This window comes from Micromonospora sp. NPDC005806 (genome assembly GCF_042871425.1).
Classification (GTDB): domain Bacteria; phylum Actinomycetota; class Actinomycetes; order Mycobacteriales; family Micromonosporaceae; genus Micromonospora.
The window spans coordinates 118521-133105 of record NZ_JBIAIL010000010.1 but is presented as its reverse complement, the minus strand read 5'-3'; the positions used below and the strand labels follow the sequence as shown (position 1 = coordinate 133105).

Genomic DNA, 14585 nt, shown 5'->3' with positions numbered 1-14585 from the left:
ACGCAATACGGCATTGTAGCCGTACTGGTCTTCGCCCCCGGGATCACATCGGAATGATCTAGGAATGACCCAGGAATATTTCATGCACCAACGTGCTACTGTGGCCACACACGACGGAGGAGAGGCGACATGCGAGGCAATGGAGCGGCCGTGACCGTAGTTCGCCAGTCGCGGGCGTGGACGCAAGCCGAACTCGCCACCAAGGCCGGCGTATCCCAAGGCTATGTATCTAAGATCGAGAGCGGACAGCTGGAGCTTGAGGGCGAACAGCTTGCCCAGCTCGCCGAGGTCCTCGAGGTTCCCGGCGAACTACTCGCTGTCCGCGAACCGAGCCTCGGTGCCAACGTCTCCTGCGTCCATCACCGTCGACGTCGAAGCAAGCTCACCGCCCTCGCCACCAAGCGCATCGAGGGGCTGACACATCTGATCAGCCTGACCGCGACCCGACTGATCGAGGAGCTACCACACAGGCCAGAAATCGGTCTGCCCGAGCTGCCAGTGGGCGCGGTCGCCCCGCCCGAGGCCGCTCGGCGCGTGCGCGCGCTGCTTGGCGTTGGCGACGCGCCCATCGACGACCTGATTCGCTTGGTCGAACAACTCGGGGTTGCCGTGATCCGTCGAGACCTCGGGACCGATGCGCAGGACGGAGTGAGCCTCAACCTGCCCGAGCGGCGGCCCATCATCGTGGTCAACACCGCCCTTCCCGGCGACCGTCAGCGGCTCAGCGTCGCCCACGAATTAGGCCATCTGGTGCTACACGGCTGGCAGGTCGCCACTGGGGAAGAAGCGGTCGAACAGGAGGCGTTCGAGTTCGCCGGCGAACTCATCGCGCCCTCTGCCGCGATCCGTCAGGACCTCTCCCGCCTGACCGCACGGGACTTCGGACGCCTGCTCGACCTCAAGGTCACCTGGGGCATGTCGATTGCCGCCCTGATCCAGCAAGCCTTCCGCCTCGGGCTCATCGACGACCAGTCACACCGCATTTTGCGGATCAGGCTGAATCAGCTCGGCTGGGCGAAGGTCGAACCCGGCGCCGTCGCCGAGGAAAGGCCGCACCTGATGACGCGAGTCGTCGACGCCCATTTGGACAGTCTGGGCAGGACACTGGACAAGGTCGCGTCGACGGCCCTGATGCTGCCGGGCCCCTTCGCACGCCACTACTTGACGGACCGAACGGACACAGAGCCGAATCACCAGGAAGGCACGGGGCAGTGAGCTTGGATAACGCCCGCCAGCACAGCGACAGCCGGATGCCCGCTCCGCTGCACCCCTTCCAGGAAGCGCTCCTCATCCAGTGCTACTCGGACGAGGCGCTTGATGTTGCCAGACTGGCGCGTCGGGATAACGCGGGTCTCGTGATCACCGCCAGAAAGGGCAACTTCAGGGCCACGGACGCGGTGTCCCGTGTCTACCAGGCCGCACGACACCTGCGGGAGCACAACAGCTTCCGCCAGCCGCTGCTGCTCGACGCCGCCCGATATGCCGGCGCCAACCGCGTGGCCGCGCGGGCCCCGTTTAACGACACCTGGATCAGAGATCAGCGGAACCTCGGACTTCCGGTTCTCACGGACTCCGGCTACGTGGGCGAGGGCGACGAAGCTGGACTTCGAGACATTCTTCGTCGCGCAGCAGACCTCAAGGATGCGATCGCCCTGCTGCCGCTTCACATCTCCTGGCTACGTTCCCCGGCGGCGCTCGACACACTTCTCTCCTCCGTCGAGCAGGCGGGCGTGCCCATCGCGGTCGTCCTGGAGCACGAGAAGGACCCGCTCGGCCTGAAGAACATGGTCCGCTCGCTGCTGCGGTTGTTGAACTGCCCCGTTCCGGTGATGCTGCTCCGCTGCGACGTGTCCGCCCTTGGGGCGCTCTGCATGGGCGCCCTTGCAGCCGCGGTGGGCACATCCACCAGCCTTCGTCACCTCTACCCAATGAAGGACGGAGGCGGCGGAGGTGGGCACGATCCGCAGATTGCCGCGATGGTGAAGGAGTGCCTGGCCTACATCAGCGTCGACAAGATCGCGCTTGCCGCACAGGCGGACCCTGACGATGGACTTTGGCAATGCACCTGCGAGGCGTGCCACTCCCGGCCCTTGGGGCAGCTGGCCATCCACCCATGGCCCGAGCAGGAGCGGCTGGCGTTCGAGCACTCCCTTGAGGTGCTGCTTGACCTTCGCGACGAACTCCTGCCTCACGGATCGACGAGGGCCGCGCGGACGGACAGCTGGCGCGCGAAGTGCTGGAACGCGCAGGTCCGCCATTACGAGGTGGAGAACAACACCGACAAGTGGGAACCACCCCCGTTCCTGGCGGGCTGGCTCAAGGCGCTGGAGCCGGCGACGCTACAGGAGCGCGTCCGCTAGGTCCGCGTCCGCCAAGAGGCGTCCATATAGTTTCTCCTCGATCCAGCGGTCCACGGTTGTTCGACGGGCGGTGGCTAGCCGGCCGTCATGCCCAGGTTGGATGACCTTCGCCCCGTCCTGGTCCTCGCAGACAACGGCGATACCTGAGTACGAGCACTCCAGCAGGAGATCATCACTTGCCGCTTCGCCAGATGGCAACGCCACGGCGGTAGCGGCGAAACCCCGCCACTTCCGGGCGCCGGAAAGCGCGCTGCGGACCGACCTGCCTACACCGGTGAGGACTCCGTGGATGGAGACCGCAGATGGGGGAAACAGCCCGCGGCCCTCCGGCCACTCCCACATGGTCAAAGAGTCAGGATCGAGCAGCGGTTCGGCGCACCGGTTCTCCAAGCGCCACTCGTGCGCGGCGACATCAGGGACCAGGACCACCGAGACGTGGGTGCCAAGTAGCGACACGTCGGGCACGACCACGCCTAGCCATCCGAGGGCTTCTGCAGCCCTCTCCATGCATGGGGCGGTAGAGCGGGAGGGGAGGCAACGGCCTCGTTGCCGAGATGTCATTGGTCCCCCTTCGCGCTGATGATTCAATTTTGACCAACGACCCGCACAGTGCGTGACGCGACCTCCACCCGCAGTGCGCAACGAGCGAACCGTTCGGGCGTAACCGGGAGCCGCGATCGAACGTGCGTACGATCACACCTCCAATGCCGTCACTCTAGTCAGCGTGACTCGTTGGCGGAACCGCCGGGCAGCCGTCAACTCCTAGATCGCGGCGTGGTAACAGGCGGAGCCCACACGAGAGCAAGCCCCCGATGAAGCCATGACTCCCTCCACGTTCCTCCTTGTAGCTCTATACGGCCGCAATGATTTACTGTGGCCGTATAGAGGTGCCGACCATGGAAGGCAGGAGTCGTGCAGGAGTACACCTACGCCGAGGCCGCGGAGAAGCTGCGCATCGCGGAGACCACCCTGCGGCGCTGGGTGTCCAAGGGCCGCGTCCCCTGCCATCGGCTCGGCCGGCTCGTCCGGTTCACCGACGAGGACCTAGCCGCCGCCTACAAGCCGGCGCCCGCTACGGCCCGGCGCTGATCGTGGGGGCCACCGGCACAGCGATCGCTACATCGCACTCATCGGTTCTCGCCGGTCAGATGCCGGCACCCGGTGGCCCCCCCGCACCACCCCTAGACCGTCCTAGGAGGATCGGTTTCAAAGCGGGCGGCCAGCACTGCACCTGGCACGCCGCCCGCGCTGCTAGGTGCTGCTGCTGTGGTCCGTGCGACACCTTGACTTGACGCTCCCGCAGTGGCCCTCAGCTCGGTCGCTCCACGTCCGTTGTCTCACCCGCAGAACCGTTCTCTGCCTGCGCCTTCATGAGCATGCCGTAGTAGGGCACGACCACCAGTCGCAGGCACAACCACCACGCGTAGACCGCTGCAGCACTCCACGACTTGGGGTCGTTGAGCAACCCGTGCGCCAGGTCGTTACGCAGGTTTGGGCCGAGCTGTTCGCACAGCAGGGCACGCAGTTCTAGGGTGAGATCAGGTCCCAGCAGCTGCAACGACTCCGGCATCTCAAGCAGGGTGTTGAGCCCCTTCTCCGTCTCGACGCCGTTCTCGTCCACGAAGAGTGTGAAGATCCCGTGGGCCTTCAGGTGAACGCGCACCAGCTGCTCGACCTGGGGCACGAGCATCGAAATGGCCGACGGGAAGTCACGGGAAAGCCCGTGCCAGAGCCCACGCGCCCACAGGCCGACGTGCCCTGGGGGGACGGCCGGCGATTCGTAGCAGATGTTTGTGAGGAATCCGATGTCGAAGCGGTGTTCGAGCATCAGCGCCTCGAGGGCAGGGTAGATGAATGCCTTGACGTGGAGGTCGATCCCCCACGTGAATGACCGGACCACCTCGGCGAAGACTGCCTCGTCAGACGGCTCGCCCACGCCAAGCCCTGCCCGGGTGGCGACCTTCCGTGCATCCGTGCTGAACGTCGAGCTGCCGAACAGATGCGACACGCTCCCCTGCATACGCTCTCGCGCGGCGGCCATCGCCTTCGTCGCGTCGATCAGCGGCACGATTCCTGCGAGACTCACGAGTGCTTCGAGTCGCTCCTTCCCAGACACCCTCTTGCGCGCATCCTCAACAAAGGGAGTGATGTCGATCGGGTCCGACTGGATGAGCATCATCTCCTCTAGCGAGAGCTCTCGCATGTCAGCGAGCCGGTCCCGCAGCTGCTGGAGTTGCCCGTCGAGACCGCGTGCGGAGCGGTACTTCCGGGGAAGACCACGTATGGTCGCGATGGACTTCTCGATGAACATGCCGGCAACGAGCGCGCCCCTGTCCTGCGCTAGTCGCTCGTCCGCCTCGTCGATGTACGCCAAGGCGACGCGCTCGATGCACTCATTGGCGAGGTCTGTCTCGCCCGCCCGCGAGAACCAGGTACAGGCGTGGCGCTCGTACGCGCGCCTGAGCCGATGGTTCCCGGCGACCGTAGCGGCAAGCGACACGAAGTGGTCGGCCAGATCCCGAGGTGCCTGATCAACGGACCTGACTTTGCGCAGCAGGTCCGAAATCTCGGTCAGCATGAAACCCGCAGAGCCATCCTTGGCAAGCAGAAACTCGGCCAGCTCCGTCGTCATCTCCATGACAATTTGGCGGCCGGCCTTGCCCCGGCGCAGCGACAGCTCAAGCGCCCGTCGCCAGCCGTCACGACCCGCATCAAGCCAGGCGTCGCGCTCCAGCGGCACCGAGCGGTACGCATCCACCGCAGCGGACAGCAGGTCCATGTTGCCCCGGTTGCCGTAGGACCACGCGATGTCAGCGACCCTGGCCCTCAGGGCCGGCTCCTCGATGAGGGGCACGAGGCGGGCCAGCAACTCGAGCTCCGGCTTGCTCAAGTCGTCTGGGACGAACGATCGACGATTCCCGATCTCCATGGCGGGCGCGTACGGCTCCGCCCAGTTGTCGGGAACCAGCATGGGGGACGCCGCCTTCGCCAGCACGTCCAGCACGCGCGTCCTGAGGCTGTCCTCTCCTGCATCTACCTGAGCTTCAGCCCTCAGGCGGGCGAGGTCGAGCGAAAGCACCTCGGGGCATTCGTTCCCGCGTGAGAGGCCGTTCTCATCTACCACCGCGGGAGCCCACCACGATGGGTCGATCGACGCCTCCGCCGCCCCTCCGTCCGAGGCCGTACTCGTCACCTGCGTCTCCTCCATGCTCTCGCCTGCACGGGCCCGGCGCGGCGTGCCCGATCACGATCCTTCAGCAGCAGTGGCCATAGCCGCGCGCGACGAACCCGCGGCCGGCCCGCGGCGGCCCGAGGATTAGTCGACCTTGCTCTCGGGGTCCGCGATGAAGGCCAGGAACTCGACACCGAGCGGAGTCGTCGCCGGCGCCCACAGTCCGTTCTCCGTCATCATCCCGGTGAGCGACTGGTTGATCAGGCCAGCAGTGGTAAGCGCACCGGCGTACCGGTCGATCAGATCGCGGCGGCCGGCAAGCTCCGGCATGCCGGCCTCGATGATGCCTGTCTTCGGGCCCATGGAGGTGTTCGGCCGAGGTATGCCGTGGCGGTCGAACCAGCCAGGCGGGTCGGACAGGAGCTTCAGCATTCGCACGTGGGTCGGGGTGAACCGGTCGATCATGTCGAAGAAGAGCTGCTGAGTGTCGACGTCGGGCGCGTCGGGCATCACGGAGTTGACGACCGCGTTGCGCAGCACCTCGAGCTTCTCGGCCCGTGAGGTGCGGTCGGCGATCTGCGCGGCCGTGGTCAGCGCGTCCATGAACGCGTCTTCGCCGGTGAGCCGTGCGAAGTCTCCGACCTGCTCTTCGAGCTCGTGCACCTTCGCGGCGAGGTCGTTCAGCCATCGGGTGCGTCGGTCGGCAAGGCGCCGGCCAGCGAGTTCGTTGAAGGCGACCTGGAGGGCGCTGCCCGCGACGGGCACGAACGAAATGGCCATCTCGGCGGACTTCGCAAGCCCTTGCTTTCGGTCGCTGTCCTCGGGGTACGGTTCCACGCTGGGCATGATGCCCCACTGCCGCAACCTTGAGTCGGTAGATGGGCGCTCCTTTGCCTGCCCGATGCCAGTGCAGCACGCTGGTCGATGACGCCCGAGCGGGCGGCGGGTGACCCACCGCCCGCTTCCTGTCGGGGGTCTCGCTATCCGACGGGTGAGCCCGTGGTCAGCGCATCGACGCCGAGGAAGTCCCCGACGATCCGCCGCACCGGCTCGTGGTGCCGCCGCGTCGCGTGCACGTAGACGTTCATCGTCGTGGTCACGCTCGCGTGCCCGGCCATCGTGCGCAGCGCCGCCAGGTCGACGCCTTCGGTCGCCAGCAGCGTCAGCAGCGAGTGCCGCAGTCCGTGCATCGTCATCCGCCGCGCCAGGCCCCGCTCACGGGCCAGGTCGCGGATTTTCACCCACCGGTCCGTGTAGAAGTCCTCGTACCGCCAGTGGTTGCCGCGCGGCGCCACGAACACGAACTGCCGCCCCGGCTCTCGGCTGGCGGCGGCCACCCGGTCGGTGACCATCCGCATCACCGACGCCGGCAGCGGCACCTCCCGGTAGCCCTGCTTCGTCTTCGGCTTGGGCTCGACCACCCACCGGCGGTTCACCTTCCGCAGGACCTGCACGATGGACACCGTGCCCCGGGCGACACTCACCGCCCTCGGCGGCAGCGCCGACACCTCGCCCCAGCGCAGCCCGGTCGACAGCTTGCACAGCAGCAGGTCCGCCGCCTCCGGGTCGACCGCGTACGCCGCCTCGAGGAACAGCCGGGCCTCATCGGGGCTCTCCAGGATGTCCCGCTCGGCGCGCGGGCCCTCGGGCAGCGCCAGGCCGTCCATCGGGTTCGACGTCCGCACGGCGGGCTCGCCGTCCTCGCCCGGCCGGCACGCCGCCTTGAAGATCGGCACCACGCTCTCGCCCCGGATGTTGGCGATCGTCTTCGCCGAGAGGCCGGCGTCGCGCAGGCCCTGCTGCCACTCGCGCATCTCCCGCCGGGTGATATCGACGATCGGCCGGTCGCCCAGCCGCGGGAAGACGTGCTTCTCCAGGCGCTCCCGGTACTTGCGGACCGTCTCCGGGTGCGGTTTCACCAGCTGGCCCAGCCACTCCTCGGCGTACGCCCGGAACGTCAGCTGCCCCTCGGCCGGCTCGGGCGCCATAACCACACCCGCCGGGACGAGCTGGGCGAAGCCGTGCTCGGCCAGCTGGTCCTGGTTCGGCATCCGCTCGCCGGCCGCCTCGACCAGCGTCTTGAACCGCCTCGCGTCCGTCTGGTAGTCGAACGTGCGGCTGCTCCAGGGGTTCTCGCGACGGCCGCCGTTCCGCCACTTCACCCGCCACCGGCTGCTCTTGCCGTCCTTCGTCGTCCTCTTCTCGACTGACGCCACCGTTCCTCCACGTGAACGTAGGCGGCCTCGACCCGGTGTCCTGCGGGCTCCACCGCCGACGCACCTATATGCGCAACAGTGGGACCGTAACCGTCGTGCTCGCCGGGCACAAGATCGCGCCGGCCGCTGGCGCGGACGGGGCGATTCAGAGCCGGTGTTCCCACGGTGTTCCCACGGCGGATCTTGCCCGAGAAACGATCAAGGCCGCTGACCTGAATAACGCCTGGTCAGCGGCCTTCTGTATGCGGAGTTCTGCTGGTGTCCGAGGGGGGACTTGAACCCCCACGCCCTATACGGGCACTAGCACCTCAAGCTAGCGCGTCTGCCATTCCGCCACCCGGACTTGCTCGTCCAGCCTACCCTGTCGGCCGAGGCGATCTTCTCACCGGTCGGCCGCCCCGGTGGGCCGCACGGGGGATTACTGTACACGGCGCAGATGGATCATGCACATCGCCATCCGCGTGCCGCGTTTCCGCAGGTCAGCAGGCTTGACCAGAGACATCCCACGGAAGGCGATCCCGGGTATGTCGGGCCGGGTAGCGCCCTGGCACCCCTTCCGGGCAGCATTGCTCACGTGTCCCACCCCTCCCCCCTGACCGCCGCTCAACATCAGGCCCTCGCCCTGCGCTCGGCGGGTGATCTGGCCACCGCCCGCCGCCTCCTCACCGACGCGATCGCGGCAGCCCGGCCGGCATACGGGGAGGACCACCCCGACGTGCTGACCACCGGTCACCTGCTCGCCCGGCTGCACCGGGAGGCCGACGACCCGGCCGCCGCTCGGCGGGTGCTGGAGGAGGCGTACGCGGCCGGCGAGCGTCGTCGCGGCGAGGCCGACCCGCTGATGCTCGCGCTCAGCTTCGACCTCGCCGGGGTGGCGGAGGAACTCGGCAACCGGCACGAGGCCCGTCGCAACTACGCCCGCGTGGCCACCGCCGGGCCCGCGGTGCTCGGTCCGGACCATCCCGCGGTACGCACGGCCCGCCAGTACCTCGGCGGCTCCGCCGCCGCTCCCGCCCCCGAGTCGGGCGCGGCCGCGCTGTCCGGGCCCACGGTCTCGATGCCGGCCGTGCGGGTGCCGCACCAGCCTTCGGCCGCCCCGCCCGGGCCAGCTGTCCCGCCGCCTCCCCGCGCGGTGCCCCCGGCCGCCCCGCGCGCCGCGTCGCCCGCGACCGGTACGGAGTGGGCACCGCCACCCGGTCCGGCGCGACCGTCGCCCTGGGAGCCACCGGCCCACCGCACGCGCACTCCGCTGCCGCCACCGCCGATGGTTCCCGCGCCGGCCCCGACCAGCGCGGCTCCTGCCTCCACCCCGCTGCCGCCACCCCCGGTGATCCCGGCGCCGCCCACGCTGAGCCCGGCGCCGCCGGTCGCCGCGCCGTCGGCTCCCCTGCCGCCGGCACCGGTCATCCCGGTCCCGCCCACACCGGCGACGCCGACCTCCGGCGCGCCGGGTCCCGCAGCCGTACCCTCGGCAGCCGGGCCGGTGCCTTCGTCGCCACAGGTCCCGGCACCCACCTCCGCCCCGTCGGCATCCGGTGTCCTTCCCCCGGCCCCGACCATTCCGGCACCACCCGCTGCGGTCACCACGCCGACCTCCGGGCCGCTGTTCCCCGCCCCCACCTCGGCACCGCCAGCAGGGTCGGTGATGCCCTCGCAGCAGACGGCCGATCAGCCATCCCCCGGGCGGCAGGCCGAGACGCCCGGGTCCGGCCCGTCCGGCGATGCCGCCCCCGCGCCGGGCTGGGCGAAGCCGACCGTGCAGGTCCAGCAGATCGGGCCGCTGCTGCGGGAGGAGACGGAGCACGCGGCGTCGAAGGCGGCCGACCCCCCGGCGCCCGCTCCGGTCGACGGCCCGCCCGTCAGCGGCCCGCCCGAGTCGCCGGTCAGCGCGCCCCAGGTCAGTGCCCCGCCCGTCAGCGCGCACCCGGTCAGCTCACCGCCGCTCGGCGCACCGCCGGTCAGCGGACCACCGCAGAGCGCGGCGCTGTTCAGCACTCCACCGGTCAGCGCTGCTCCCTTGGCCGCACCGCCAGTCAGCGCCGCACCGTTCAGCGCACCGCCCGTCAGCGGACCACCGCAGAACGGCTCACCGTTCGACCCTCCGCCGGTAAGCGGTCCGCCGACCGCCCCGGTGCCGCCGGTGAGCGCACCGCCGGGGCCTGGGTACCCGGTGAGCGCACCGCCGGGGCGTGGGTACCCGCCGGTCGCGCCGCCGCCGGTGAGCGGGCCGCCGGCCGCCGCGCCAGTGAGCGCGTCCCCGGTGCCGCCGTGGGGGCTGACCGCCCCGCCGTGGAGCAGCGCCGCCCCGCCGCAGCCGGTGGAGCGGCCGGCCGGTCCGCGGCTGCAGCCGGCGACCGATGAGGGCGACCAACCGCGGCCGGATCCGGCCGAGCCCGCCAGCCCGGCGGCGGACGAGGGTGGCGCGCGGTCGCTGCCGGTCTACGACGAACTGCTCGAGTTTCCCGAGCCGACGCACCCGACGCCGGGCCCGGAGACGTACCCCGACCAGGGTGGGTGGCCGGCGGTGCCGGCCCCGTTCCACCAGCCGCCCGCGTACCCGGTGGCGCAGGAGCCGGAGCCGCGTGGCCGGAGCCGGACGACGGTGGCCGTGGTGGTCGGTGCCGCGGTGGTCGCGGTGGCGGCCGCCGTGGGCGTGGGCGCGGTGGTGCTGAACCGCGACGCGGCGCCGGCGCCCGGGCCCACACCGGCGCAGAGCGCGGCGAGGCCGAAGGTGAGCGGCCCTCCCCCGGGTGACCTGCGGCTCCAGGACGGCACCACGACGATCACGGTCACCTGGACCGACCCGACCGACGGCGGTGTGCCGTTCGTGGTGGCCGGCGGGCGCGCGGGCCAGAAGCTGGGCGTGATGGCCACGGTGGACCCGGGGACGACCAGGTACACGGTCAACGGGCTGAGCCCGAAGCTGGACTACTGCTTCACGGTCCTGGCGGTGTACTCGACGGACACCTACGCCACCTCGGGGCAGGTCTGCACCGACCGGGAGGGTGGCACGGCGCCCAACTGACCGGGCCTTCACCCACGACACGCTCGGTGTCCACAGCGGGACGGTGCGGGTTCCCCGCTCGTCGGTCGGCCCCTATGATGGCTCCCGGCTCTGGGGAGGGTCGACCACTCGTGCGCGGTGCCTCCCCCACCGACATGGGGAGGCAGCCGGCTGTGGCAACCATCGAGGACGTCACGAGCACCGGGGTGGAAGCGCCCGCGCCCCGCCCCCGGCGGATGCGGGGCGGACTGGTCACCATCGGCACCGTGGCGGCGCTGCTGGCCGCGATGGGGTTGACCGTGCTCGGGCTGGGCGCCGCCGACAACGCGGTGGCCAACTACGACGCCAGCTCCTGGTTGTGGAGCACGACCCGCAGCGAGATGGCGCGGATCAACGGGGTCAGCGCCCGGGTGGACACCCGGATGGAGGTTCCCGGGGGGCGCCGGCACCAGATGCAGGTGGCCCAGACCGACCGGCTGTTGATCCTGCGCGACCTGAACACCGGCCAGGTCAGCTCGCTGGATCTGGCCACCCTCCAGATCACCGCGACCACGCCGACCGCCCCGGGGTTCGGGGTGAGCGTGGCGCTGCACGAGGACGCGGCGTTCGTGGTGGACGCCGTGCAGGGCATCGTGCGGCAGCTCGACCCACGCGCGTTGACCCCGGTGGGTGAGCCGGTCCGCTACCCGCCGGGCATCACCGGTGGGGCCTTCGACGGTGCGGGCCGGCTATGGGTCGCCGTGCCGAGCGAGGGCACGGTGTCGGCGGTCACCGCCGCCGAGCTGCCGGAGACGCCGGGCCAGGCGCCGCCCGCCGGGCTGAGCCCGAAGCAGGTCGAGACGTACGAGGTCGCCGAGCCGAGCCACGAGCTGGTGGTGTCCACCCTGGACGACGGGGTCGCGGTGCTGGACCGCACCTCCGCCTCTCTGGTGACCGTGCAGGCCGGCCAGACGAAGCGGGCCAGCCTCACCATGTCCGCCCCGGGCAGCCTCCCGCCCCGCACCAGTGGACCGCAGGTCCCGGTGACCGTGCCCGGCGAGCGGAAGGTGCACGTGGTGCACGACGGGGCCGACGTGCGGCAGTTCACCGTCCCCGGCGCCGGTGACCGGCTGAGCCCGGCGGTGGCCTGGGCCGGCCGGTTCTACTGCGCCGACGAGAGCACCGGCACCGTCTACTCGTTCGACGCCGCTGGGCAGCTGGTGGACACCATCAAGGGCTCCGGGCGGCCCGGCCCGATGGAGCTGGAGGTCCGCGAGAACCACCTCTTCATCAACCCGCCGAACTCGGCCACCGCGCAGGTGGTGGACGACCGGAACCAGGTCCGCGAGGTCAACAAGTACGCCAACGACGTGCTCGGCGGTGATCCGCCGCCGGCTCCGGTGCCGCCGCCCCCGCCGAAGAAGCCGAAGGTGGGCAAGCCGGGCGCGCCGCGCGGCGTCACCGCCGCTGCCGGCAACGCGTCGGCGCGGGTGAGCTGGCAGGCGGCGGCCGCCAACGGCGCCCAGATCACCAAGTACGTGGTCGAGGGCGCCGGCCAGCGCCACGAGGTGGGCGCCAACCAGCGCGCCGTGGAGATCACCGGGCTGACCAACGGCGAGACGTACACGTTCGAGGTGCACGCGGTCAACGCCAAGGGCGACGGGCCGTCCCGCAGGAGCAACCCGGTCACCCCGACGGCCGCCGTGCCGGACCCGCCGGCCAGCGTCACCGCACAGGCGCGGCCCGACGGCACCGTGCTGGTGAGGTGGCCGGCGGCCAACGGCCAGGGCAACACCATCGCCAAGTACGCGATCACCGCCACCTCGGCCGGCGCCGCCGCCCCGGCCGGCGAGTCGAGGAAGACCGAGCTGGTGGTCCCGGCCGGCCAACTGGAGTACGGCACCCAGTACGCCTTCACCGTGGTCTCGGTGAACGACAAGGGCGCCGGTTCGAAGGCCTCCCCCGTGAGCAACACCGTGGTGCCGTTCGCCGCTCCCGGCGCGCCCACCGAGCTGAAGGCGGCCACGGTGGCCGACCAGCCGGGCACCGTGTCGGTGCAGTGGGCGCCGGCGGTGGACAATGGCCGCCCGGTCACCAGGTACCTGGTGGACGTCGGCGGGAAGGCCAGCGAGGTGACCGACACCCGGACCACGGTCGGCGGTCTGGGCAACGGGCAGAACGTCACGGTGAAGGTGAAGGCGGTCAACGAGGCCGGTCCCGGCCCGGAGGCCAGCACCACCGCCCGGACAGTTGCCGCGCCGCGGATCACGGTGACCGGCTCGTCGGCGGACACCACCTCGGTGACGGTGTCGTTCACCGTGGACGCCGGCGGCGGCAACGCCACCTGCTCGGCTGCCACCGGCGGGAAGACCGCCAGCGGGAGCTGCTCCAGCCTGCGAGTGACCGGGCTGACCCCGGGCACGGCGTACACGGTGACGGTGACCGCGACCAACGCGGCCGGCAACGGCACCGCCACCAAGGCCCAGGGCACCGACCCGCTGTACGGGATCGCCACCTGCAACAACGGGCCCAGCGGCGACCAGCGCACCTACTGCGACGCCGACGTGTCCGGTCGCAACGGCAACGAGATCTTCTCCGTCCCGCAGCAGCTCAACGCCAAGCAGGTCGGCTGGGCGAAGCCCGGCACCCGGCTGCGGGCGTACTGCAAGAGGCAGGGCGAGAACGTCGACTCCTGGATCTACAACAACCAGAAGCAGAGCAGCTGGTGGGTGCAGGTCGAGTACTCGGGACGCAACTACATCCCGTGGGCCTGGCTGAACCTGGAGGGCGGCGACAACATCAACCTCCTGCCCACCTGCTGACCGCGCCACCCGATCGAGGAGCACTCGCGCACGTGAACACCCCCGAACCGCTCACCCAGCCGGAGGTGCAGGGCTTCGCCGCCCTCGCCGCGCGGCTGGCCGAGAACGTCAACGCGGTCGTGCTGGGTAAGCCGCAGGTGGTCCGGCTGGCGCTGACCGCGCTGTTCGCCCAGGGGCACGTCCTCCTCGAGGACGTGCCCGGGGTCGGCAAGACCACCCTGGCCCGGGCGATCGCGGCGACGGTCAAGGGTCAGTGGCGGCGCATCCAGTTCACCCCGGACCTGCTCCCGTCGGACGTCTCCGGGGTGACCATCTTCAACCAGGCCACCCGGGGTTTCGAGTTCCACCCGGGTCCGGTCTTCGCCAACATCGTCATCGCCGACGAGATCAACCGGGCGTCGCCGAAGACCCAGTCGGCGCTGCTGGAGGTGATGGAGGAACGGACCGTCACCGTGGACGGCGTACGCCACCCGGTGCCGCAGCCGTTCCTGGTGGTGGCCACCCAGAACCCGGTGGAGATGGACGGCACCTACCGGCTGCCCGAGGCTCAGCTCGACCGGTTCCTGGTGAAGCTGTCGGTCGGCTACCCGGACGAGGCCGTCGAGATCGAGGTGCTGCGCGGGGCCGCCGTCCGCTCCCCCGACTCGCTCAGCGCGGTCACCGACACCGCCACCATCGGGGAGATGGTGCGGATGGCCCGGCGGGTGCACATCGCCGAGCCGCTCTACGCGTACGCGGTGCGGCTGGCCGCGGCCACCCGCAACCACCCGCAGGTGCGGGTCGGGGTCAGCCCGCGCGGTGTCATCGCGCTGACCCGGGCGGCGTGCGCGTACGCGCTGATCGACGGGCGGGGCTGGATCATGCCGGAGGACCTGAAGACCCTGACCGAGCCGGTCTTCGCGCACCGGCTGCTGCTCACCCCGGACGCCCAGGTGCGCGGGGTGAGCGCGGCCGAGGTGCTGCGCCAGGCCGTCGCCTCGGTGCCGGTGCCGCTGCCGTCGGGGCAGCCCACCCCGGCGCAGGTCTGACCCG

Annotated in this window: 10 protein-coding genes and 1 tRNA gene; 6 read left to right on the top strand and 5 right to left on the bottom strand. The window is 70.5% G+C overall.

Annotation, left to right across the window (positions count from 1 at the left end; all coding sequences use genetic code 11):
- Positions 1–150 precede the first annotated feature (150 nt).
- Positions 151–1215, top strand: coding sequence for a helix-turn-helix domain-containing protein (locus tag ACFYOS_RS13740; RefSeq protein WP_387139939.1), 1065 nt, complete (start codon positions 151–153; stop codon positions 1213–1215).
- A gap of 2 nt (positions 1216–1217) precedes the next feature.
- Positions 1218–2360 carry a hypothetical protein gene (locus tag ACFYOS_RS13735; RefSeq protein WP_387139937.1) on the top strand — a complete coding sequence of 381 codons (1143 nt, stop codon included), beginning with the start codon at positions 1218–1220 and terminating at the stop codon, positions 2358–2360.
- Here ACFYOS_RS13735 and ACFYOS_RS13730 read toward each other — a convergent pair.
- On the bottom strand, positions 2340–2867 hold the full coding sequence (locus ACFYOS_RS13730) for a hypothetical protein (protein ID WP_387139934.1): 528 nt from the start codon (positions 2865–2867) through the stop codon (positions 2340–2342). The two genes, ACFYOS_RS13735 and ACFYOS_RS13730, sit on opposite strands and share 21 nt — an antisense overlap.
- Positions 2868–3272: 405 nt before the next feature.
- Between ACFYOS_RS13730 and ACFYOS_RS13725 the strand changes: the two genes are divergently transcribed.
- Positions 3273–3449, top strand: a complete 177-nt coding sequence (locus ACFYOS_RS13725; RefSeq protein WP_387139932.1) for a helix-turn-helix domain-containing protein — start codon at positions 3273–3275, stop codon at positions 3447–3449.
- Between the two features lie 220 nt (positions 3450–3669).
- On the opposite strand, the gene ACFYOS_RS13720 is transcribed toward ACFYOS_RS13725, so the two are convergent.
- From ACFYOS_RS13720 to ACFYOS_RS13705, 4 genes are all read right to left on the bottom strand, one after another.
- Positions 3670–5568 (bottom strand): DUF4209 domain-containing protein, encoded by a 1899-nt coding sequence (locus ACFYOS_RS13720; RefSeq protein ID WP_387139929.1) that lies wholly within the window; start codon positions 5566–5568, stop codon positions 3670–3672.
- 108 nt (positions 5569–5676) lie between these two features.
- Positions 5677–6369, bottom strand: coding sequence for a hypothetical protein (locus ACFYOS_RS13715; protein ID WP_387139926.1), 693 nt, complete (start codon positions 6367–6369; stop codon positions 5677–5679).
- A 143-nt stretch (positions 6370–6512) separates the two neighbouring features.
- Complete coding sequence (locus ACFYOS_RS13710; protein WP_387139924.1) at positions 6513–7748, bottom strand: tyrosine-type recombinase/integrase; 1236 nt, start codon at positions 7746–7748, stop codon at positions 6513–6515.
- Positions 7749–8004: 256 nt separating this feature from the next.
- Positions 8005–8091 (bottom strand) — tRNA-Leu (locus tag ACFYOS_RS13705).
- A 231-nt stretch (positions 8092–8322) separates the two neighbouring features.
- Between ACFYOS_RS13705 and ACFYOS_RS13700 the strand changes: the two genes are divergently transcribed.
- The 3 genes from ACFYOS_RS13700 (at position 8323) to ACFYOS_RS13690 (ending at position 14581) form a co-directional block, all read left to right on the top strand.
- Positions 8323–10773 (top strand): tetratricopeptide repeat protein, encoded by a 2451-nt coding sequence (locus ACFYOS_RS13700; protein ID WP_387139922.1) that lies wholly within the window; start codon positions 8323–8325, stop codon positions 10771–10773.
- A gap of 152 nt (positions 10774–10925) precedes the next feature.
- Positions 10926–13553, top strand: coding sequence for a fibronectin type III domain-containing protein (locus ACFYOS_RS13695; RefSeq protein WP_387139919.1), 2628 nt, complete (start codon positions 10926–10928; stop codon positions 13551–13553).
- Between the two features lie 32 nt (positions 13554–13585).
- On the top strand, positions 13586–14581 hold the full coding sequence (locus ACFYOS_RS13690) for an AAA family ATPase (protein WP_387139916.1): 996 nt from the start codon (positions 13586–13588) through the stop codon (positions 14579–14581).
- Positions 14582–14585 lie beyond the last annotated feature (4 nt).

Bases quoted from the DNA above. Each gene is read 5' to 3' on its own strand.
- ACFYOS_RS13730 (WP_387139934.1), bottom strand. From the start codon at position 2,867: ATGGAGAGGGCTGCAGAAGCCCTCGGATGGCTAGGCGTGGTCGTGCCC.
- ACFYOS_RS13720 (WP_387139929.1), bottom strand. From the start codon at position 5,568: ATGGAGGAGACGCAGGTGACGAGTACGGCCTCGGACGGAGGGGCGGCG.